Here is a 21,235-nt window from a genome sequence, read left to right as displayed (position 1 = left end):
TAGGTCATCGTCAAGATTAAATTCCGAAACCCCAATTGCGAAAGCAGTTGGGGTTTTGTTTTGCCTGCGAGAAAGTTCTTACAGCATTCGCAGACGCCGTCCGGCTGTCACAACCTGCCGACAATGCTAAGGTTCTGCCCTGGCTTTCGTACTTCTCCAAGGAAACCTCTATGCCGGACGCCCAGTCCCTCAACGCTGCATTCATGGTGGTCCAGAGCAACAGCCTGGACGAACTGCGCAGCCTGGTGGTCAGCATCATGCGTCGTTACCCATTGGCGCCATTGGAGAACGAGATTGCGCTGGTGCAAAGCAACGGCATCGCTCAATGGCTCAAGTTGGCCTTGGCCGAAGATCCGCAAGAGGGCGACCTGGGTGGCTGCGGTATCGCTGCGGCGATCGATGTGCAACTACCTGGCAGTTTCATGTGGCAGCTCTATCGCATGGTTTTGGGGCGCGACGAAATTCCAGCCAAATCCCTGCTCGATAAGGCGCCGCTGACCTGGCGTCTCATGCGGCTGCTCCCCCAGGTGATTGACCGCCCGCATTTCGAGCCGCTGCAACGCTTCCTCACCCACGACACCGATTTGCGTAAACGCTATCAACTGTCCGAGCGCCTGGCGGATCTATTCGACCAATATCAGGTGTACCGGGCCGATTGGCTTGAAGACTGGGCCGAAGGGCGGCACCAATTGCGAAATGTCCGAGGCGAAGCCAAAGCGCTGCCTGCCACCAGTTGCTGGCAAGCCGAACTGTGGCGCGCATTGCTGAATGATGTCGGCGAGCAAGGCATGGCGCAAAGTCGTGCCGGCGTTCATCAACGCTTTATCGAGCGAATCAACACCCTTGCCGAGGCGCCGGCGGTACTGCCCTCACGGGTGATCGTTTTCGGGATTTCTTCGTTGCCGGCCCAAGTCCTTGAAGCACTGGCCGGGCTCGCGCGTTTCAGTCAGGTTCTGCTTTGTGTGCACAACCCTTGCAGACACCACTGGGCGGATATCGTCGCCGACAAGGATTTGCTGCGTCACCAATACAAGCGCCAGTCCCGCAAGAATGGAATGCCTGTTGTACTTGATCCCGAGACACTGCATCAACATGCTCACCCGCTGTTGGCTGCATGGGGTAAGCAAGGTCGGGATTACATCAATCTGCTCGACAGCTATGACGATCCCGACAGCTATCGTGCAGCCTTCCGCGATGGCCGCATCGACCTGTTCAGTGAAACCCGGCTAAAGAATCTGCTCAATCAACTGCAGGACGACATTTTAGAACTGCGCCCACTCAACGAGACGCGCGAGCACTGGCCTGCTGTCGATCTGCAAAAAGACGAGTCGATCCGTTTTCACATCGCCCACAGCGCTCAACGCGAAGTGGAAGTCCTGCATGACCAGTTACTCGCGCGTTTCAGCGCCAATCCGGACCTGCGCCCTCGCGATGTTATTGTGATGGTGCCCGATATCGACAGCTATGCACCGCATATCCGCGCGGTGTTTGGTCAGCTCGATCGGCACGATCCACGTTTCATTCCCTTCACCTTGGCGGATCAGGGCCAGCGGGGCCGCGATCCGCTGCTGATTGCGGTCGAGCATCTGCTTAAACTCCCCGACAGTCGTTTTCCCGTCAGCGAGATTCTCGATCTGCTCGACGTCCCCGCCTTACGCGCCCGTTTCGGTGTGGAGGAGCGTGACCTGCCCACATTGCATCGCTGGATCGAGGGCGCGGGGGTGCGCTGGGGCATGAACGCCGAACAACGCGCAGGGCTGGGTTTGCCGGAGGAACTTGAGCAAAACAGCTGGCATTTCGGTCTGCGGCGGATGCTGCTCGGTTACGCCGTCGGCAGCGCCGGCGCCTGTGCAGGGATTGAACCCTATGATGAAATCGGTGGGCTGGACGCCGCATTGATCGGTCCACTGGTTGCCCTGCTGGATGCATTGGAACTCGCCCATCAGCAGCTCATGCAGCCGGCTCAACCCAAGGAATGGGGCCAGCGCCTGCAAGCGCTCATGCAGTTGTTCTTCAAGGCGAGCAACGAGCACGACGATTACTTGCTGGCTCAGTTGGAAGAGCTTCGCGAAACCTGGCTGGAAACCTGTGATGCGGTCGGTCTGGTCGATGACCTGCCGTTGACGGTCGTTCGTGAGGCTTGGCTTGCCGGTCTGGACCAGGGCCGCTTATCTCAGCGTTTCCTCGCCGGGGCGGTAAATTTTTGCACGCTGATGCCCATGCGCGCCATTCCGTTCAAACTGGTGTGTTTGCTGGGCATGAACGATGGCGATTACCCCCGTGCGCAACCGCCGCTGGACTTCGACCTGATGGGCAGCGACTACCGCCCGGGCGATCGATCGCGGCGTGAGGACGACCGTTATCTGTTGCTTGAGGCGCTCCTTTCCGCGCGCGATCAGCTGTATATCAGTTGGGTCGGGCGCAGCATTCGCGACAACAGCGAGCGGCCTGCTTCGGTACTGATCGGCCAGTTGCGCGATCATCTCGCCAGCGGCTGGCGTCTGCTGGAGGAAGGTCAGGATCTGCTCGGGGCGATGACCCAAGAGCACCCACTGCAGCCGTTCAGCGCGCGTTATTTCCACGAGGGGGACCCACTGTTCAGCTATGCCAGTGAATGGCAGGTTCTGCATCAGCAACAGGCAACCGATAACCACGCAGAATTACTCTCCGCCTTTGTTCAGGAAGAGCCGCTGAGCCTGGCCCTGCTGCAGGATTTTTTGCGTAACCCGGTAAGGCATTTCTTCACGCAACGACTGAAAGTGTTTTTCGAAGCGGCCGAGGCGCCGCTCGCTAATGAAGAACCCTTCGTGCTGGACGCTTTGCAGCGTTATACACTCAGCGACAGCCTGCTCGAGGCAGCGCTCGGGCAACCGGACAATATCGTCCAGGCGCTCGAAACCCAGGCACGACGTCTGCAAAACAGCGGGCTATTACCAATGGCCGGATTTGGCGAATGCCTGCAACGCGAATTGATCGAACCGCTGCCCGATCTGGTGCAGCGTTATCAACAGTTGCTGACGTTATGGCCGACGCCATTGACCAGCGCGATTGCGCTCAATCTCGACCTTCAGGGTTTACGTATCGACGGATGGCTTTCAGGTCTGCATCAACGCGCCGACGGTGGCCTGCTATCAGTCACGACCATTCCCAATAGCATCGGCTCGATCAAAAGTCGCAAGTGGCATCGGTTGACCAAACCGTGGGTCAATCACCTTGTGGCCTGTGCAAGCGGACTGGCATTGACCACGGCACTGGTTGCCAGTGACGACACCTTGCTGCTTGAACCGATGGCGCAAGACCGTGCGCTGGGGTTGCTTGGCGACCTGCTCCTCGCCTGGCAGGCTGGTATGCGTCAACCTTTGCCGATCGCTGTGAAAACCGCTTTTGCCTGGTTGTCCCAGACCGATCCGCTCAAGGCCGAAGCCGCAGCCCGCAAAGCCTATGAAGGTGACGGCCAGACCAGCGAGGGCGAACGCCGTGAGAGTCCGGCGCTGTCACGCCAGTTTGCCGACTTCGATGCATTAATGATGGACGAGACATTCTCCGGTTGGTGCGACGCCTTGTATCGGCCATTGCTCGAAGCCCCTTGGCGTTCATTGTCCAGTGAAGGGGCATGTGCATGAGTACGAAAACACCTTTGGCGCTGGCATTTCCTCTGCGTGGCAGCCAGTTGATCGAAGCCAGCGCCGGCACGGGCAAGACTTTCACCATCTCGGCGCTTTATCTGCGGCTGATCCTGGGACACGGTGGTGAAGCCAGCAGCTTCGGCCGCGAACTGCTGCCGCCGCAAATTCTGGTCGTGACGTTCACCGATGCCGCGACCAAAGAACTGCGCGAGCGGATTCGTACACGGCTGGCCGAAGCCGCACGTTTCTTCCGTGACGAGACGCCGGCTCCGGACGGCTTGATCGCCGAACTGCGTGGTCAGTTCGATCCTCAGCAATGGCCAGGTTGCGCCAATCGTCTTGATATTGCTGCGCAGTGGATGGACGAAGCCGCCGTTTCGACCATTCACAGCTGGTGCCAGCGCATGTTGCGTGAGCATGCTTTCGACAGTGGAAGCCTGTTCACCCAATCGCTGGAGACCGATCACAGCGATTTGCTCGGCGAAGTGCTGCGTGATTACTGGCGGTTGTTCTGCTACCCGATGCAGGGCGATGCCCTGAACTGGGTTCGCAGCAATTGGGGCGGCCCTGCGGCTCTGCTCCCCCGCGTTCGCGGTCTGTTCGCCAGCGCGCGCGACAGTGATGAAGACAAGACGCCCGCCGAGCTGATCGACGCCTGCTTGCTGGAACGCCGTGCGGCCTTGAGCGAGCTGAAAATGCCGTGGCGCCAATGGGCAGACGAACTGCTCGCGATTTGTCACCAAGGCGTTGCCAGCAAAACTGTCGACGGTCGCAAGATGCAGGCGCGCTACTTCGAACCGTGGTTCGAGAAACTCAAGGCATGGGCCGAGGACGAGGCTCTGGAGCAGTTGGACATCGGCACCGGTTTCAGTCGGCTGACTCCCGATGGCATGGCTGAAGCCTGGAAGGGCCAGGCGCCGAACCATCCGGGGCTGGACGCCATGCCCGGACTCAAGTCGAGTCTCGACGCGTTGCCGACTCCTGATGCGGCGGTTTTGCAGCACGCGGCCAAGTGGGTCGGCGCGCGCTTCGAAGAGGAAAAGCGCCGTCGCGCCGAAATGGGTTTTGACGACATGCTTTTGCGCCTGGATGCCGCGCTGCAATCGGAGGGCGGTGAGCGTCTTGCGACATTGATTCGCGAGCAATTCCCGGTGGCGCTGATCGATGAGTTCCAGGACACCGACCCGGTGCAGTACCGGATTTTCGAGAGCATTTATCGCATCGAGGAGAACAGTCCCGACACCGGCCTGTTTCTGATCGGCGATCCCAAGCAGGCGATTTACGCCTTCCGGGGCGCGGACATCTACACCTATCTGCGTGCGCGCCAGGCCACCGCCGGACGCCTGCATACGCTGGGCACCAACTTCCGTTCCAGCCATGGCATGGTCAAGGCGGTCAATCATGTATTCGAGCGCGCCGAGTCCCGCGAGCAGGGGCGCGGCGCGTTTTTTTTCCGGGAGAATAACGGCAAAAATCCCGTGCCGTTCCTGGCCGTCGACTCTCAGGGACGCAAAGAAAAATTGCAGATTGCCGGCAAGGACGTCGCGGCGCTCAACGTCTGGCTGTTGAGCAGCGACCAGCCATTGTCAGGCGCGGTGTATCGACAACAATTGGCGGCGGCCTGTGCCAGCGAAATCACCGCGTTGCTTAATGGCGGGCAGCGCGGCAGTGCTGGATTCGTTCGGGACGGCAACGATTTCGTCGGCCTGCGCCCCTCGGATATCGCGATCCTCGTTCGTGATGGCAAGGAGGCGCAGGCCGTGCGCAGTGAGCTTGCCGCCCGTGGGGTGCGCAGTGTCTACCTGTCTGACAAGGACTCGGTTTTCGCCTCGCAGGAAGCGCACGACCTGCTGTCCTGGCTCAAGGCCTGCGCCGAACCTGACGTCGAGCGCTTGCTCAAGGCCGCATTGGCCTGCATCACGCTGAACCTGCCTTTGGCTGAACTGGAGCGACTCAACCAGGACGAGCTGGTCTGGGAGGCCCGCGTCATGCAGTTTCGCGGCTATCGCGACATCTGGCGCAAGCAGGGCGTACTGCCGATGCTGCGACGCCTGCTGCATGACTTCCATTTGCCGCAGACCCTGATGGCTCGCAGCGATGGCGAGCGAGTGCTGACCAACCTTTTGCACCTGTCCGAACTGATGCAGCAAGCCGCCGGCGAACTCGATGGCGAACAAGCACTGATTCGCCACCTGGCCGAGCTCCTGGCTTTGTCCGGTCAGGCCGGTGAGGAGCAGATCCTGCGTCTGGAAAGCGACGAGCAGTTGGTCAAAGTGGTGACCATCCACAAATCGAAAGGGCTCGAGTATCCATTGGTGTTCCTGCCATTCGTGTGCTCGGCAAAACCGGTCGACGGCAGTCGTTTGCCGCTGCATTACCATGACGCGACGGGCACGGCGCAGGTCAGCCTGAAACCGACCGCCGAGTTGATCGCACAAGCGGACGAAGAGCGTCTGGCCGAAGATTTGCGCCTGCTCTATGTCGCCTTGACCCGCGCGCAGCATGCCTGTTGGCTGGGAGTGGCGGACCTCAAACGCGGCAATAACAACAGCTCGGTGCTGCACCTTTCAGCGTTGGGGTATCTGCTCGGCGGTGGGGCATCTCTGGGAGAGTCGACAGGGCTCGAGCGTTGGCTGCAAGACCTGCAGCAAGACTGTCCGGTGATCGCTATTGATGAACTGCCGCCGCCCACCGACGAACACTACCAACCTGCGCGCAGCGAAGCTGTCCTCAGTGCCACGCTGTTGCCCAAGCGCAAGGCGAGCGAGAACTGGTGGATCGCGTCCTACAGCGCCCTGCGTATCAGTGACATTTTAAGTAGCGGCAACGACGAAGCGCCGGACAGTCCGCAAGCACAAAAGCTGTTCGATGACGAACGCCTCGACCCTGACGCCCCGCGCGAAATCATGGCCGGCGGCGCCGATATCCATCGTTTCCCCCGTGGCCCCAATCCTGGGACGTTCCTTCACGGTTTGCTCGAGTGGGCGGGGAGTGACGACAGCTTCGTAGTGACCCGCGAGGCGCTGGAGGATGCGGTCGCCCGTCGTTGCAACCTGCGTGGGTGGGAAGGCTGGATTACCACCTTGAGTGACTGGCTGCAGCATCTGCTCAAATCCCCCTTGCCGATTGCCGACGGGCAGCCGCCGGTAATTCTCGAGCAACTGAAGCAGTACCGCGTAGAAATGGAGTTCTGGTTCGCCAGCCATAAAGTCGACGTGCTCAAGCTCGATGAACTGGTCCGCCAGCAGACCCACAACGGCGTCGCTCGCGTGGCGGCAGAGCCGGTGCAACTGAACGGCATGTTCAAGGGCTTCATCGACCTGACCTTCGAGCACCATGGCCGTTATTACGTCGCGGATTACAAATCCAACTGGCTGGGTGTGGATGATCTCGCCTACACCAGGCAAGCGATGGAACAGTCGATTCTCGACAACCGCTACGACTTGCAATATGTGCTCTACCTGCTGGCACTGCATCGTCAGCTCAAGGCCCGCTTGCCCGACTACGATTACGACCGGCACGTCGGCGGGGCGCTGTATCTTTTCCTGCGCGGTACTCGCGCCGACAGTCGCGGCGTCTTTTTCGCCCGTCCGCCTCGTGAGTTGATCGAACGGCTGGACCGGATGTTTCAGGGCCAACCCGAACCCAAGGCCGAACCCGCATGGGAACAGGGAGTCCTGCTATGAACCGCACCTTTGCCGATCTGTTGCCGACACCGTTGACGGCCGAGAGTCTCTCTGGACTTGCGCCACTGACCCGCGCCGATGATCTGCTGCTGTTGCTGACCCGCTGGGTCGAACGCGGCTGGCTTCGCGCGCTGGACAAGGCATTCGTTGCCTTCCTTCACGAGCTTGAGCCGGATACCGATCCGTTGGTGCTGCTTGCCGCTGCGTTGACCAGCCATCAACTGGGTCACGGACACGTCTGCCTCGATTTGTTCGAAACCTTGAAGGCCCCGGATTTCGCCCTGTCATTACCGCCCGAGGGCGACGTGCAAGGCGGCGTGTTGCTACTGCCTTCGCAGTTGCTTGAAGCGCTGGATGGTGCGCATTGGTGCAAAACCCTGGCGGGTAGCCGCCTGGTGGCGCTCGCCGTCGATTCCAGTGAAACAGCGCAAGAGCGCCCGCTGGTGCTGTCCGGCAAACGCCTGTACCTGCGCCGTTACTGGACTTACGAAAGGCGCATCGATAGCGCGTTGCGCCAACGTCTCGCCCAAGGTGAGGCGCCACCGAATGATCTGCCGCAACGCCTCGACGAGCTGTTTGGTTCGGCCAGAGCGGGCGCGCCGATCGACTGGCAGAAACTCGCCTGTGCCCTCGCCACCCGCGGTGCCTTCAGCATTGTCACGGGCGGTCCGGGCACCGGTAAAACAACGACGGTGGTGCGCCTGCTCGCGTTGCTGCAAGCGCCGGCGGTGGAGTCCGGTCATCCGCTGCGCATCCGTCTCGCCGCCCCGACCGGAAAAGCCGCTGCGCGGTTGACCGAGTCGATCAGCCAGCAAGTGCAATCGTTGAAAGTCGCCGAAGACGTGCGGGCAAAAATTCCCTGCGATGTGACCACCGTGCACCGCTTGCTTGGCAGCCGTCCCGGCACACGGCACTTCCGTCACCACGCGGGCAATCGTCTTCCGCTGGATGTGCTAGTGGTCGATGAAGCCTCGATGATTGACCTGGAAATGATGGCCAACCTGCTCGACGCATTGCCCGATCACGCCCGTCTGGTGTTGCTGGGTGACAAGGACCAACTGGCGTCTGTGGAGGCCGGCGCAGTGCTCGGGGATCTTTGCCGTGACGCCGAACACGGCTGGTACAACCCGCAGACCCGAGAGTGGCTGGAGTCGGTCAGTGGCGAGCGCCTGCAGGGCAGCGGCTTGTTCGAGGACGTCGATGGCTCGCATCCGTTGGCGCAACAGGTGGTGATGCTGCGTCACTCGCGGCGCTTTGGCGAGGGCAGTGGGATTGGCCAGCTCGCGCGCCGGGTCAACCAACAGTTACCGGATGAGGCGCGTCAGTTATTGGCGGGCGGGCATTATGAGGATGTTTATTCACTGCCGCTCAAGGGCGAGCGTGACCACACGCTGGAGCGTCTGCTGCTTGAAGGGCACGGGGAGGGGCCGCAAGGTTACCGGCATTATCTGAGCGCGTTGCGCAATCAGCGTCCGGCGCAGGGCCGGCCGCTCGAGCATCCGGACTGGGTCGACTGGGCTCGCGAAGTCTTGCAGGCGTTCGACACCTTCCAGTTGTTGTGCGCTGTGCGCAAGGGACCGTGGGGTGTCGAAGGCCTGAACCAGCGCATCACTGCCGCGTTGCTCAAGGCGCGTCTGATCGACAGCGACCAGCAGTGGTACGAAGGCCGTCCGGTGTTGATGACCCGAAACGACTACGGCCTCGGCTTGATGAATGGCGACATCGGCATCGCCCTCAAGCTGCCCGAGCGCGAAGGGCCGGATGCCGGCAAAACGGTTTTGCGCGTGGCCTTTCCACGCAACGATGGGCAAGGCGGGGTGCGCTTCGTCCTGCCCAGCCGGCTCAATGATGTGGAAACCGTCTATGCAATGACGGTACACAAGTCGCAGGGTTCGGAATTTGCCCACACCGCTTTGATTCTGCCGGATGCCTTGAACCCGGTGCTGACCAAGGAGTTGATTTACACCGGCATCACCCGGGCCAAGCACTGGTTCACCTTGATCGAGCCGCGCGCCGGGGTCTTCGAAGAGGCGGTGCAGCGCAAGGTCAAGCGTCTGAGCGGGCTGATGCTGGAGCTGGAGGAGGGCAGCGAACCTCGCGGATGAGAACCTCGGCGCGCCATGGCGATTGCTGACCAACCGGTCAGAGGTCGCCGCCTCGCTGGTGTTTCAACGCTGTGCTATCGTTGCGGCATCATTTCGCTACAACCCAAGAGAATCCCTGCATGAAGGTGTCTGTCTCGGCGACAGGGCGCGTCATTGGCGGCAAGCACGTGTTGCGCGTCGGTTTGCTCTGGTTGCTGGCGAGCGCGGCCTGTGCACAGCCGTCAACATCGCCGGGCATGGCGGAGCAGCGAGCCAAATCAGTCACCCAAGTGGTTCTTGGCATCCTCAGTTATGCGCGCTGGCCGGTTGAGCCAGCACAACTGCGCCTGTGCATCGTCGGCCCTACCGAATACACCGACGATCTGGTCAAAGGCACCACGCAGGCGACCGGTCGACCGGTGACGGTACGTCGCCTGCTGGCCGACAACCCGGCCATCGTCAATCAATGCGATGCGGTCTACATCGGCAAACTCACCGCCGATGAACGCAGCCGGCTGTTCGCCGCGTTGATCGGCCATCCGGTGCTGAGCATCAGCGAAAGCGATGACCAATGCACCGTCGGCAGTCTGTTCTGCCTGCGCGTGGGGGATGAGCAGGTGTCCTTCGAGGTCAACCTCGACTCCGTCGCCCGCAGCGGCGTGCGCATTCATCCAAGCGTGCTGCAATTGTCGCGTCGCAAAGCGGCGGCACCATGAGGCTGTTCACATCGAAAACCCGCCCGACCCTGGGCTCGGTCATTGGCCGTGGACATCTGATCGTCGCGCTGGTGGGGGTCGCGATGGCCAGTGTTTCGCTGACCTTGCTTGGCGTGTTGGCGTTACGGGTTTACGCCGATCACAATCTGCACCTTATCGCTCGCTCGATCAGCTACACCGTTGAGGCCGCTGTAGTTTTCAACGACAAGGCGGCAGCCACTGAAGCGCTGGCCCTGATCGCCGCCACCGAGGAAGTGGCAGATGCCAGGGTGCTGGGCGCTCAAGGCCAATTGATTGCGCAATGGCAGCGAGCTGAAAGCGGTCTGTTCTCCGAGCTGGAAATGCAGATCACCCGCGCCGTCCTGGAAAAACCGGTCAGCCTGCCGATCGAGCATCAGAATCGCGAAATCGGCCGGGTATTGCTCATCGGTCACGGCGGTAGCCTGATGCGCTTTCTGCTCAGCGGCCTGGCCGGCATTGTGCTGTGCACCGCGATCAGCGCCTGGGTTGCGCTCTATCTGGCGCGGCGGCAGTTGCGCGCCATCATCGGCCCGTTGCACGGCCTTGCGAAGGTAGCGCATGCCGCGCGCAGCGAACGTGCGCTGGATCGGCGTGTGCCGCCGGCGCAGATTGCCGAACTCGACAACCTCGGCAACGACTTCAATGCCCTGCTCGATGAACTGGAGTCCTGGCAGACCCACCTGCAAAACGAAAACGAAACCCTTGCCCATCAAGCCAGCCACGACAGCCTCACCGGTCTGCCGAACCGGGCGTTTTTCGAAGGACGGCTGATTCGTGCCTTGCGAAACGGCAAGAAACTGAATGAGCGTGTCGCCGTGTTGTTTCTCGACAGTGACCGTTTCAAAGGCATCAACGATAACTTCGGCCACGCCGCCGGCGACGCGGTGTTGGTCGCTGTCGCCAATCGCGTCCGCGCGCAACTGCGGGAAGAAGATCTGGTGGCGCGGCTGGGCGGTGACGAGTTCGCCGTGTTACTCACACCGCTGCACTCGGTCGAAGACGCCGAGCGCATTGCCGACAAAATCCTCGCCAGCATGGACATGCCCATTGCGCTGCCGGGCGATAGCAGTGTCGTGACTTCGCTCAGTATCGGCGTCGCGGTTTTTCCCGATCATGGCACCACGCCCGGTGCTCTGCTCAATGCCGCCGACGCAGCGATGTACCAGGCCAAACGCCTGTCGCGCGGTGCGCAATTCACGGCCGGGTCGGAGGACCCGGTCGATCCCGTTCAATCCAGGAGCTGAACCCGTGTTTATAGTGTCCAAGCGATCTTTTTTTGCGTTGCTGCTGATGGCGGCGCTGGCCCTGAGCGGCTGCCAAAGCACGCCAAAAGGCCTTTCTCCTGCACAGATCGCCGTGCTCAAACAGCAAGGTTTTGAACTGACCGACGAAGGTTGGGAATTTGGCCTGTCGGGCAAGGTGCTGTTCGGCAGCGACGTCGAAAGCCTGAATGCGCCCAGCACGCAAATCGTCGAACGCATCGGCAAGGCCTTGCTGGGCGCCGGCATCGAACGCGTACGGGTCGACGGTCATACCGATGCGTCAGGCAAGGAGATCTACAACCAGCAACTGTCGCTGCGCCGTGCCAAAAGCGTCGCCAACGTGCTGGGCACAATCGGCATGAAACCCGAGAATATCCAGCTGCAGGGCCTCGGCAGCAGCGAACCGGTGGCGCCCAACGACACCGCCGCGGGTCGCACGGAAAACCGCCGGGTGTCGATTGTGGTCAGCGCCGGTTAATCGGCAAAGCGCATTTCTCGCGTCTGCCCCATCAGTAACGCCTGATTACGCTCAGTCACTTCCCGGATGTAATCCCACAACAGGGTGATCCGTTTCAACTTGCGCAGATCCTCCCGGCAGTACATCCAGAACTGCCGGGTGATATCGATTTCCTCCGGCAGCACCGGTAGCAGACGCCGATCTTGCGCGGCGAGGAAGCACGGCAGAATCGCCAGCGAGCGCCCCTGCTGCGCCGCAACGAATTGCGCGATCACGCTGGTGCTGCGCAAATGCGCACTGGCACCGGGCAGCACGTTGGCCAGGTAAAGCAGCTCCGAGCTGAACGCCAGATCATCCACATAACTGATGAATTGATGCTTGCTCAAGTCAGTCGGGCGGCGGATCGGTGGGTGTTTGTCCAGATAGTCTTGGGTCGCATACAGCTGCAAGCGGTAGTCGCAGAGTTTGCAGCAGACATACGGCCCGTGTTCCGGTCGCTCCAACGCAATGACGATGTCGGCCTCGCGCTTGGACAGGCTGATGAAGTGTGGCAGCGGCAGGATGTCCACTGAAATCGCGGGGTAGGCGTCGACGAAATGGCTCAATTGCGGCGTGATGAAAAAGCTGCCGAAGCCTTCGGTGCAACCCATGCGCACATGCCCGGACAGCGCCACGCCTGAGCCGGAGACCTGCTCGCAGGCCATGTGCAGCGTGCTTTCGATCGACTCGGCATACCCGAGCAAACGCTGGCCCTCGGCTGTGAGGACGAAGCCGCTGGTGCGGGACTTTTCGAACAACAGCGTACCGAGCGCCGCTTCCAGTGAACCGATCCGCCGCGACACTGTTGTGTAGTCGACGGCCAGGCGTTTGGCGGCGGTGCTGGCCTTGCGGGTACGGGCGACTTCGAGGAAAAACTTCAAGTCATCCCAGTTCAGCGAGCCTAATGAGGTGATGTTTTTTTGCATGATGGACGGGCTTTTATGTGCGTTCTTATTAGAAGTTTGCACATCTATACTCCAAAAACAGTCCGACAACCAATTCGTGACACACGCCTCATCTCAAGGCGAACCTTTCGCCTTGGCTCCTACGATAAAAACAAGTTTCGGAGACCAGCATGAACGCATCGCTTACGCCCAACGAAACCACGGTCCAGAAGGTCAAGCTGTTGATCGACGGCGAGTGGGTCGAATCGCAGACCGCCGAATGGCACGACATCGTCAACCCGGCGACCCAGCAAGTGCTGGCCAAGGTCCCGTTCGCCACCGCCGCTGAGGTCGATGCCGCTGTCAGCGCCGCCCAGCGTGCCTTCCAGACCTGGAAACTGACCCCGATCGGCGCGCGGATGCGCATCATGCTCAAGCTGCAAGCGCTGATCCGCGAACATTCCAAGCGCATCGCCGTGGTCCTCAGCGCCGAGCAGGGCAAGACCATCGCTGACGCTGAGGGCGATATTTTCCGTGGCCTGGAAGTGGTCGAACACGCCTGCTCCATCGGCACCCTGCAAATGGGCGAGTTCGCCGAGAACGTCGCGGGTGGCGTCGACACCTATACGCTGCGCCAGCCGATCGGCGTCTGTGCTGGCATCACGCCGTTCAACTTTCCGGCGATGATTCCGCTGTGGATGTTCCCGATGGCGATCGCCTGCGGTAACACCTTCGTGCTCAAGCCTTCGGAGCAGGATCCGCTGTCGACCATGCTGCTGGTCGAACTGGCGATCGAGGCCGGCGTTCCTGCTGGCGTGCTCAACGTTGTTCATGGCGGTAAGGATGTGGTCGATGGCCTGTGCACGCACAAGGACATCAAAGCCGTGTCGTTCGTTGGTTCGACCGCGGTCGGCACTCACGTTTACGATCTGGCCGGTAAACACGGCAAACGCGTGCAGTCGATGATGGGCGCGAAAAACCACGCCGTGGTGCTGCCGGATGCCAATCGCGAACAGGCGCTGAATGCCCTGGTCGGCGCCGGTTTCGGTGCCGCCGGGCAACGCTGCATGGCCACCTCGGTGGTGGTGCTGGTGGGCGCGGCGAAACAATGGTTGCCGGACCTGAAAGCACTGGCGCAGAAACTCAAGGTCAACGCCGGCAGCGAGCCGGGCACCGACGTCGGTCCGGTGATCTCGAAAAAAGCCAAGGCGCGGATCCTCGAGCTGATCGAAAGCGGCATCAAGGAAGGTGCCAAGCTTGAACTCGATGGTCGCGACGTCAGCGTGCCGGGCTACGAACAGGGCAACTTTGTCGGTCCGACCCTGTTTTCGGGCGTGACCACCGACATGCAGATCTACACCCAGGAAATCTTCGGCCCGGTGCTGGTGGTGCTGGAAGTCGATACCCTCGATCAAGCGATTGCCCTGGTCAACGCCAACCCGTTCGGCAACGGCACCGGTCTGTTCACCCAGAGCGGCGCGGCGGCGCGCAAATTCCAGAGTGAAATCGACGTCGGTCAGGTCGGCATCAATATTCCGATTCCGGTGCCGGTGCCGGTCTTCAGCTTTACCGGTTCGCGCGGTTCGAAACTCGGCGACCTCGGCCCGTACGGCAAGCAAGTGGTGCAGTTCTACACGCAGACCAAAACGGTCACGGCGCGCTGGTTCGATGACGACAGCGTCAACGACGGCGTGAACACCACCATCAACCTGCGCTGAGGAATCGATCATGAAAATCGCATTTATCGGGCTGGGCAACATGGGCGCGCCTATGGCCCGGAACCTGATCAAGGCCGGCCACTCGCTGAACCTGGTCGACCTGAACAAAACCGTGCTGGCGGAGCTGGAACAACTGGGCGGCACTGTCCGCGGATCGGCGCGCGAGGCGGCGGAGGATGCCGATCTGGTGATCACCATGCTGCCGGCCGCTGTGCATGTGCGCAGCGTCTGGCTGGGCGAAGAGGGCGTACTCGCCGGGATTCGCCAAGGCGTACCGGCGGTGGATTGCAGCACCATCGATCCGCAGACCGCCCGCGATGTCGCCGCCGCGGCGGCGAAACATGGCGTGGCCATGGCCGATGCGCCAGTCTCCGGCGGTACTGGCGGCGCGACGGCCGGGACGCTGACCTTCATGGTCGGCGCCACCCCGGAACTGTTCGCGACGCTGCAACCGGTGCTTGCGCAAATGGGCCGTAACATCGTGCATTGCGGTGAAGTCGGCACCGGGCAGATCGCCAAGATCTGCAACAACCTGCTGCTGGCGATTTCCATGGTTGGCGTCAGTGAAGCGATGGCCTTGGGTGATGCACTGGGCATCGACACTGGCGTGCTGGCCGGAATCATCAACAGCTCGACCGGGCGTTGCTGGAGTTCGGAGATGTACAACCCGTGGCCGGGCATCGTCGAAACGGCCCCGGCTTCACGCGGTTATACCGGCGGATTCGGTGCGGAACTGATGCTCAAGGATCTCGGGCTGGCAACGGAAGCGGCGCGGCAGGCGCACCAGCCGGTGGTGCTCGGCGCGGTGGCGCAGCAGTTGTATCAGGCGATGAGCCAGCGCGGTGACGGCGGGAAAGACTTCTCGGCGATCATCAACAGCTATCGCAAGCCGCAGTAATCGCGATCAGACCTTTGTGGCGAGGGGATTTATCCCCGTTGGGTTGCGCAGCAGCCCCCTACATTGTGTCAGGCAAACCGAGTGTTCAGGTTTCGCGACTGCTGCGCAGCCGAGCGGGGATGAATCCCCTCGCCACAGGGTTCTCTATTTCCACAGGTAACACTGGGGTGTGTTAAAAAAATTGCAGTAGGTGTTGCCGGGAAATCACGTCGGGTGATCTCCCGGCTTTTTTTGCATCAAGCAAAGACGAAATACTTGCGCACGGTCTCGACCACTTCCCACGTGCCTTTCATGCCAGGTTCAACCACGAAGATATCGCCAGCGCGCAGGTGAATCGGCGCCATGCCGTCCGGGGTGATCACGCAGTAGCCCTCCTGGAAATGGCAGTATTCCCATTTCACATATTCGACGCGCCACTTGCCTGGTGTGCAGATCCAGGTGCCCATGATCTTGCTGCCGTCTTCGCTGGTGTAGGCGTTGAGGTTGACGGTGTGCGGGTCGCCTTCGAGTTTTTCCCACTTGCAGGCGTCGAGTACCGGCAACGGGTGAGTGTCGCGCAGAACGGTGATAGGGGCGGTCGCGGTCATGGGGACTCCGGGGCTAGTGGACTTTAGAATTGAAGTCGCACCCTATAGCGCCCGGTTAGCGTCCGGTTGTCTGGGGTCGACATCGGGGTGCTCAGAAACGCGCGCATCGATGAGCGCTTGTAACAACGCCTGGGCATAACCTGGCAGCGCCGCGAAATCTCTCGCGCAGAGCAACAACGTGCGGCGGGCCCAAGGCTCATTGAGTGTCACGCGCTTGAATCGGCCGACTGTCGCGCGCTGCACCGCTGCCAGCGGCACGATGCCCAGACCGGCACCACGCGCGACCATGCGCATCACGCCATCGAAACCGTCAGCGCGGATGCGCACCTGCATCCGCGCGCCGCTGTGCAGCGCCTGTTCTTCCAGATAAATCGCCAGTGCACTGTCGGCGCTCAGTCCGACGAAGTCGTGTTGCAACGCATCGCTGAAATTGACCTCCTCGACGTCAGACAACGGGTGGTCGAGCGGCAGAATCAGCACCAGCGGATCGTCACGAAACGCCTGCGTCTGTAGGCCGTTGGTGTCGACCGCGTCGGAGACTATGCCCAGGTCCGCTGCGCCTTCACGCAAGGCATGGGTAATCCGCGCGCTCGGCAATTCCTGTAAATCGATGTCGAGATTGGGATGGTCACGCAGAAAATCAGCGAGCACTTCCGGCAGGTATTCGGTGATTGCCGTGGTGTTGCACAACAGCCGCACCTGACCTTTGACGCCTTGGGCGTATTCGGCGAGATCCTGCTGCATGCGTTCGGCCTGTTGCAAAAGGATGCGCGCGTGGTGGGCGAGGGCCTTGCCGGCCGGTGTCGGGGTGACACCACGGCGGCCGCGCTGCAGAAACTCGGTGCCCAGCGAGGCTTCCATCGCACGGATTCTGGCGCTGGCGGCGGCGAGGGATAAATGGCTGCGCGCGGCGCCGGCGGTGATGTTGCCGGTGTCGAGGATGTGCAGGTAGAGGCGCAGGTCGGTGAGGTCGAAGTGCATGGGTTTGCCTGTGGTTTTTAGCGTCTGGGCTGGCCTCATCGCGAGCAGGCTCACTCCTACAATGGATCTGCTGCGAACACGAAACTGTAGGAGTGAGCCTGCTCGCGATAGGGCCAGCCCAGACGAAAATATCAGCCTCTTGCGTAAAAAGAGGCACCCTCAGTATATGGCAGATTTTCAGCCAGCCCCGATCAGCGCACATTACCCCCATGCACACGCTGACCAACTTCTACCAAACCCTCGGCCTGACCCTATCCCTGCTGGTCATCGGCACCTTCCTCCTCGCCGGTATGATCAAGGGCGTGATCGGCCTTGGCCTGCCCACCGTCGCGATGGGCCTGCTCGGTCTGGCTATGGCCCCGGCGCAGGCAGCCGCGCTGTTGATCATCCCGGCAACCCTGACCAACCTCTGGCAGCTAGCCTTCGGCGGTCACCTGAAAAGCTTGATCAAACGCCTCTGGCCAATGTTGCTGCTGATCTTCCTCGGCACCGGCCTCGGCACACTGTGGATCGGCATGTCCGGCGGCCACTGGGTCGTACGCGGACTCGGCGCGGCGCTATTGCTGTACGCATTGAGCGGACTTTTCCTGCCCACGCTGCACGTCAAACCGGTTCAAGAAGCGTGGCTCGGCCCGCTGTGTGGCTTGATCACCGGCATCATCACCTCAGCCACCGGCGTGTTCGTGATTCCAGCGGTGCCGTATCTGCAAGCCTTGGGACTGAGCCGCGATGAACTGGTGCAGGCGCTCGGTCTGTCGTTTACCGTCTCAACGTTGGCGTTGGCGGTTGGGCTGCTTTGGCACGGCGCACTCGGCGGCGGCGAGTTGAGCGCCTCGCTGCTGGCGTTGATCCCGGCCATGCTTGGCATGTGGCTCGGCCAATGGCTGCGCCAGCGCATCAGTGCGGCGTTGTTCAAGCGCGTGTTCTTTGTCGGACTGGGCGCGCTCGGCGCCCATTTGTTGATCAGCGGCTAGCCGAGGAGTCGCTGAGCATGTCGATCGGGCGGATATCGAAATCACACTCCAGATACTCCATGCGTTTGGCGAAAAACGCCTTCATGTGCGGTAACGCCGAGTGCACATCCAGATGCGCCTGGCTCTCCCAGATCTCGTAAAAGATAAACAGCGTCGGATCTTCCTTGTCGCGCAGCATGTGGTACTCGATGCAGCCGGGTTCGGCGCGGCTCGGTTCGACGTAGGCGCGGAATAGCGCTTCAAACGCGGCGGCTTTTTCCGGGCGGGTCTTGGCGTGCAGGATGAAACCCTGGCGTTCACTCATCACAACTTCCTCGAATTCAGAAAGCGGCGAATGCTACGGCAACAATGCGCTGTCGATTCGTGCGTTTTTATCAATTGTATTTTGCGTCGGCGTGGCTGTTTCCGCGCGAGGTCGATGGTTAATCTGCCGCCATTCCATTTCCTGATTCCAACCAGCTCAAGGGCTGCGCCGAGGTTTTCCGATGAAAAAAGTCCTGTTGCTCAATGGCGGTAAAAAATTCGCCCACTCCGATGGCCGCTATAACACCACCCTGCACGAAACCGCGCTGAGCGTGCTCGATCGCGGCGGTGTCGACGTCAAGACCACCTTCATCGATGAGGGCTACGACGTTGCCGAAGAAGTCGCCAAGTTCCTTTGGGCTGACGTGATCATTTATCAGATGCCAGGCTGGTGGATGGGCGCGCCGTGGACGGTGAAAAAATACATCGACGAAGTATTCACTGAGGGCCATGGCAGCCTCTACGCCAGCGACGGCCGCACCCGCTCCGACGCTTCGCAGAAGTACGGCAGCGGCGGTCTGATTCAGGGCAAACAATACATGCTGTCGCTGACCTGGAACGCGCCGCAGCAAGCCTTCGATGACCCGACGGATTTCTTCGAAGCCAAAGGCGTGGACGCGGTGTATTTCCCGTTCCACAAGGCCAACGAGTTTCTGGGCATGACTGGGCTGCCGACGTTCCTCTGCGTCGACGTGATGAAGCGTCCGAATATCGAAAATGATGTGGCGCGGTATGAACAGCATCTGCAGCAGGTGTTTGGTCTCAAGGCGTAAGGCGATTCAGCTACTATCGAATAGCTTGACCCACTCTGTGGCGAGGGAGCTTGCTCCCGCTGGGGTGCGCAGCGCTCCCTGTTCTTGCGTTCAAAACAGGGGGCTGCTTCGCACCCGGCGGGAGCAAGCTCCCTCGCCACAATGAATATGTATTCGATTAGAGAATTTCTGTGAAAGCCAGATCCGATGAGTTGCAGATTTTCGTCTGCGTGATCGAGTGCGGTTCGATTTCCGCCGCCGCCGAGCAGGTCGGGCAGACGCCGTCGGCGGTGAGCCGCACGTTGTCGAAACTCGAAGCCAAGCTCGACACCACGCTGATCAACCGCACCACGCGGCGCATGGACTTGACCGAGGAAGGGAAGTATTTCTTCGAACAGGCCAAGCTGATTCTCGATCAGATGGAGCAACTTGAAGAACGCCTGTCCTCGCGGCAGCAAACCCCGTCCGGGCGTCTGCGGATCAACGCCGCGTCGCCGTTCATGCTCCACGCCATCGTTCCCTACATCGACGAATTCCGTGGGCTTTACCCGGACATTCAGCTCGAACTCAACAGCAATGACCTGATCATTGACCTGCTGGAACAAAGCACCGATGTCGCCATCCGCATCGGCACCCTCGCCGATTCGACACTGCACGCGCGTTCGCTCGGCTGCAGTCCGTTGCTCATCGTCGCCAGCCCCGCGTATTTGAAAAAACACGGTGCGCCACGGCAGGTCGCGGATCTGAGTGAGCACACGCTACTCGGCTTCACCCAGAACGAAGGCCTCAATCAGTGGCCGCTGCGCTACGTGCACGGCGACCGCTGGCCGATCACCCCGGCGATCAGCGCCTCCAGCGGCGAGACCGTGCGCCATCTGGCGCTGGAGGGGCAGGGCATCGCCTGCCTTTCTCACTTCATGACCATCGACGACATCCGCGCCGGCCGTCTGAAGGTTTTGCTCGGCGAATTCAACAGCGGCTACCGCCAGCCAATCAACGCGGTGTACTACCGCAACTCGCAACTGGCGTTGCGCATCCAGTGCTTCCTAGACTTTATCCAGGGCAAACTCGCGGCCTACGCCAACGCCGATTTCAAAGGCTGATTCGTGATCCCTGCGCAAGATTGAATTGGCCTGTGGCGGGTTTTTCGCCGAGGTTCATCGGTCGATACTCGCTGCATCAATTATTCACGCAGGGAGTTTCTCCATGAACGTATTTATCACCGGCGCTGCCGGATTTATCGGCGGTTCCATCGCAACCGGTCTGGTGCAGGCCGGGCACAACGTTACCGGTCTGGTGCGCAGTGCCGAGCAGGCTGACGAGCTGAAGGCATTGGGCATGAATGCCGTGATCGGTACCCTTGAGGACAGCCAATTGCTGGCTGAGCAGGCGCGTGTCGCTGATGCGGTGATCAACGCTGCCAGCAGCGATCATCGCGGCGCGGTTGAGGCGTTGCTTGGCGCCTTGCGCGGTTCCGGCAAAGTGTTTCTGCACACCAGCGGTTCGAGCATTGTCGGCGATGCCTCGGGCGGTAAATCCAGCGACGATATCTACTACGAAGACAACCTGCCCGAACCTACCGTCGACAAGGCCGATCGCGTGGCCATCGACAACCTGGTACTCGCGGCGGCGAAGGATGGCGTGAACTCGGCGGTGATCTGCAACACGCTGATCTACGGCCACAGCGTGGGCGTTAAACGCGACAGCGTGCAATTGCCGCGACTGCTTAAACAGGCGCGCAAAAACGGCGTCGTTCGCCACGTCGGCAGCGGCCAGAACATCTGGTCCAACGTGCACATCGAAGACGTCGTCGCCCTGTATCTGCTGGCGCTGACCAAGAACGTGCCGGGCACTTTCTACTTCGTGGAAAGCGGTGAAGCCTCGTTCATCGACATGACCACCGCCATGGCCGAAGCGTTGAACCTGGGCAAACCGCAAGACTGGCCACTCAAAGACGCCGAAGCCGAATGGGGCTATGAAATGGCCAACTACGGCCTCGGTTCGAACAGCCGAGTACGCGGCCAACACGCCCGCGAACTGCTGGGCTGGGCACCGAAACGCACGTCGGTGGTTGGATGGATTCGTAACGAAATGGTGTGATTTCAGCTAGCACCGAGTGAAGCCATTCGCGAGCAGGCTCGCTCCCACAGATTGACCGCGTTCTGCCTGAAGGAATGCGATCAAAAACTGTAGGAGTGAGCCTGCTCGCGATAGCGTTGTGTCAGTCAAATATCCTGTTCTGACCCA

General features: G+C 60.8%; 16 protein-coding genes. 12 read left to right on the top strand and 4 right to left on the bottom strand.

Annotated features, from left to right (window positions below; genetic code table 11):
- Positions 1-170 precede the first annotated feature (170 nt).
- From recC to HU755_RS26430, 6 genes are all read left to right on the top strand, one after another.
- On the top strand, positions 171-3,623 hold the full coding sequence (recC, locus tag HU755_RS26455; protein WP_186638135.1) for an exodeoxyribonuclease V subunit gamma: 3,453 nt from the start codon (positions 171-173) through the stop codon (positions 3,621-3,623).
- Positions 3,620-7,312 (top strand): exodeoxyribonuclease V subunit beta, encoded by a 3,693-nt coding sequence (recB, locus tag HU755_RS26450; RefSeq protein WP_186638132.1) that lies wholly within the window; start codon positions 3,620-3,622, stop codon positions 7,310-7,312. Before recC ends, recB begins: the two co-directional genes overlap by 4 nt.
- Positions 7,309-9,417 (top strand): exodeoxyribonuclease V subunit alpha, encoded by a 2,109-nt coding sequence (gene recD, locus HU755_RS26445; RefSeq protein ID WP_186638128.1) that lies wholly within the window; start codon positions 7,309-7,311, stop codon positions 9,415-9,417. Before recB ends, recD begins: the two co-directional genes overlap by 4 nt.
- A 119-nt stretch (positions 9,418-9,536) precedes the next feature.
- The gene (locus HU755_RS26440; RefSeq protein WP_186618579.1) at positions 9,537-10,112 is read left to right on the top strand and encodes a YfiR family protein; all 576 of its coding nucleotides are present in this window, start codon (positions 9,537-9,539) and stop codon (positions 10,110-10,112) included.
- Positions 10,109-11,377, top strand: a complete 1,269-nt coding sequence (locus HU755_RS26435; protein WP_186638124.1) for a diguanylate cyclase — start codon at positions 10,109-10,111, stop codon at positions 11,375-11,377. The genes HU755_RS26440 and HU755_RS26435 overlap by 4 nt, the downstream gene beginning before the upstream one ends.
- 46 nt (positions 11,378-11,423) lie before the next feature.
- Positions 11,424-11,873 carry an OmpA family protein gene (locus HU755_RS26430; RefSeq protein WP_186618776.1) on the top strand — a complete coding sequence of 150 codons (450 nt, stop codon included), beginning with the start codon at positions 11,424-11,426 and terminating at the stop codon, positions 11,871-11,873.
- Here HU755_RS26430 and HU755_RS26425 read toward each other — a convergent pair.
- Positions 11,870-12,817 carry a LysR family transcriptional regulator gene (locus tag HU755_RS26425; RefSeq protein WP_186638107.1) on the bottom strand — a complete coding sequence of 316 codons (948 nt, stop codon included), beginning with the start codon at positions 12,815-12,817 and terminating at the stop codon, positions 11,870-11,872. The two genes, HU755_RS26430 and HU755_RS26425, sit on opposite strands and share 4 nt — an antisense overlap.
- Positions 12,818-12,966: 149 nt before the next feature.
- On the opposite strand from HU755_RS26425, the gene HU755_RS26420 reads away from it, so the two are divergent.
- Both HU755_RS26420 and mmsB read left to right on the top strand, forming a co-directional pair.
- Positions 12,967-14,493, top strand: coding sequence for a CoA-acylating methylmalonate-semialdehyde dehydrogenase (locus tag HU755_RS26420; protein ID WP_186638104.1), 1,527 nt, complete (start codon positions 12,967-12,969; stop codon positions 14,491-14,493).
- A gap of 10 nt (positions 14,494-14,503) precedes the next feature.
- Complete coding sequence (gene mmsB, locus HU755_RS26415) at positions 14,504-15,391, top strand: 3-hydroxyisobutyrate dehydrogenase (protein WP_186638102.1); 888 nt, start codon at positions 14,504-14,506, stop codon at positions 15,389-15,391.
- Positions 15,392-15,627: 236 nt separating this feature from the next.
- On the opposite strand, the gene HU755_RS26410 is transcribed toward mmsB, so the two are convergent.
- Together HU755_RS26410 and HU755_RS26405 are read right to left on the bottom strand one after the other, a co-directional pair.
- On the bottom strand, positions 15,628-15,978 hold the full coding sequence (locus HU755_RS26410; RefSeq protein ID WP_122589396.1) for a cupin domain-containing protein: 351 nt from the start codon (positions 15,976-15,978) through the stop codon (positions 15,628-15,630).
- 42 nt (positions 15,979-16,020) lie between these two features.
- Positions 16,021-16,959, bottom strand: a complete 939-nt coding sequence (locus tag HU755_RS26405) for a LysR family transcriptional regulator (RefSeq protein WP_186638082.1) — start codon at positions 16,957-16,959, stop codon at positions 16,021-16,023.
- Positions 16,960-17,168: 209 nt separating this feature from the next.
- Here HU755_RS26405 and HU755_RS26400 point away from each other — a divergent pair, with 209 nt between their 5' ends.
- Positions 17,169-17,933, top strand: coding sequence for a sulfite exporter TauE/SafE family protein (locus HU755_RS26400; protein ID WP_186638081.1), 765 nt, complete (start codon positions 17,169-17,171; stop codon positions 17,931-17,933).
- On the opposite strand, the gene HU755_RS26395 is transcribed toward HU755_RS26400, so the two are convergent.
- A complete protein-coding gene (locus HU755_RS26395; RefSeq protein WP_186638079.1) occupies positions 17,923-18,237 on the bottom strand; it encodes a putative quinol monooxygenase in 315 nt (104 codons plus the stop codon). The two genes, HU755_RS26400 and HU755_RS26395, sit on opposite strands and share 11 nt — an antisense overlap.
- A 181-nt stretch (positions 18,238-18,418) precedes the next feature.
- On the opposite strand from HU755_RS26395, the gene HU755_RS26390 reads away from it, so the two are divergent.
- The 3 genes from HU755_RS26390 to HU755_RS26380 all read left to right on the top strand — a co-directional run bounded on the left by HU755_RS26390 (position 18,419) and on the right by HU755_RS26380 (position 21,088).
- Positions 18,419-19,009 (top strand): NAD(P)H-dependent oxidoreductase, encoded by a 591-nt coding sequence (locus HU755_RS26390; protein ID WP_186638078.1) that lies wholly within the window; start codon positions 18,419-18,421, stop codon positions 19,007-19,009.
- Between the two features lie 170 nt (positions 19,010-19,179).
- Positions 19,180-20,091, top strand: coding sequence for a LysR substrate-binding domain-containing protein (locus tag HU755_RS26385; RefSeq protein ID WP_186638076.1), 912 nt, complete (start codon positions 19,180-19,182; stop codon positions 20,089-20,091).
- 103 nt (positions 20,092-20,194) lie between these two features.
- Positions 20,195-21,088, top strand: a complete 894-nt coding sequence (locus HU755_RS26380) for an NAD-dependent epimerase/dehydratase family protein (RefSeq protein WP_186638074.1) — start codon at positions 20,195-20,197, stop codon at positions 21,086-21,088.
- Positions 21,089-21,235: the final 147 nt, after the last annotated feature.

This window comes from Pseudomonas sp. SWRI111, from assembly GCF_014268555.1.
GTDB lineage: Bacteria > Pseudomonadota > Gammaproteobacteria > Pseudomonadales > Pseudomonadaceae > Aquipseudomonas > Aquipseudomonas hamedanensis.
The sequence above is the reverse complement of the archived record's forward strand: the minus strand, read 5'-3'. Positions and strand labels throughout refer to the sequence as shown.

What these genes read in the sequence shown, in the direction of transcription:
- HU755_RS26430 (WP_186618776.1), top strand. Translation starts at nt 11,424, where the DNA reads ATGGCGGCGCTGGCCCTGAGCGGCTGCCAAAGCACGCCAAAAGGCCTT.
- HU755_RS26420 (WP_186638104.1), top strand. Translation starts at nt 12,967, where the DNA reads ATGAACGCATCGCTTACGCCCAACGAAACCACGGTCCAGAAGGTCAAG.
- HU755_RS26390 (WP_186638078.1), top strand. Translation starts at nt 18,419, where the DNA reads ATGAAAAAAGTCCTGTTGCTCAATGGCGGTAAAAAATTCGCCCACTCC.
- HU755_RS26395 (WP_186638079.1), bottom strand. Translation starts at nt 18,237, where the DNA reads ATGAGTGAACGCCAGGGTTTCATCCTGCACGCCAAGACCCGCCCGGAA.
- HU755_RS26410 (WP_122589396.1), bottom strand. Translation starts at nt 15,978, where the DNA reads ATGACCGCGACCGCCCCTATCACCGTTCTGCGCGACACTCACCCGTTG.
- HU755_RS26440 (WP_186618579.1), top strand. Translation starts at nt 9,537, where the DNA reads ATGAAGGTGTCTGTCTCGGCGACAGGGCGCGTCATTGGCGGCAAGCAC.
- recB (WP_186638132.1), top strand. Translation starts at nt 3,620, where the DNA reads ATGAGTACGAAAACACCTTTGGCGCTGGCATTTCCTCTGCGTGGCAGC.
- HU755_RS26400 (WP_186638081.1), top strand. Translation starts at nt 17,169, where the DNA reads ATGCACACGCTGACCAACTTCTACCAAACCCTCGGCCTGACCCTATCC.
- recD (WP_186638128.1), top strand. Translation starts at nt 7,309, where the DNA reads ATGAACCGCACCTTTGCCGATCTGTTGCCGACACCGTTGACGGCCGAG.
- HU755_RS26425 (WP_186638107.1), bottom strand. Translation starts at nt 12,817, where the DNA reads ATGCAAAAAAACATCACCTCATTAGGCTCGCTGAACTGGGATGACTTG.
- HU755_RS26435 (WP_186638124.1), top strand. Translation starts at nt 10,109, where the DNA reads ATGAGGCTGTTCACATCGAAAACCCGCCCGACCCTGGGCTCGGTCATT.
- mmsB (WP_186638102.1), top strand. Translation starts at nt 14,504, where the DNA reads ATGAAAATCGCATTTATCGGGCTGGGCAACATGGGCGCGCCTATGGCC.
- HU755_RS26405 (WP_186638082.1), bottom strand. Translation starts at nt 16,959, where the DNA reads ATGCACTTCGACCTCACCGACCTGCGCCTCTACCTGCACATCCTCGAC.
- recC (WP_186638135.1), top strand. Translation starts at nt 171, where the DNA reads ATGCCGGACGCCCAGTCCCTCAACGCTGCATTCATGGTGGTCCAGAGC.
- HU755_RS26380 (WP_186638074.1), top strand. Translation starts at nt 20,195, where the DNA reads ATGAACGTATTTATCACCGGCGCTGCCGGATTTATCGGCGGTTCCATC.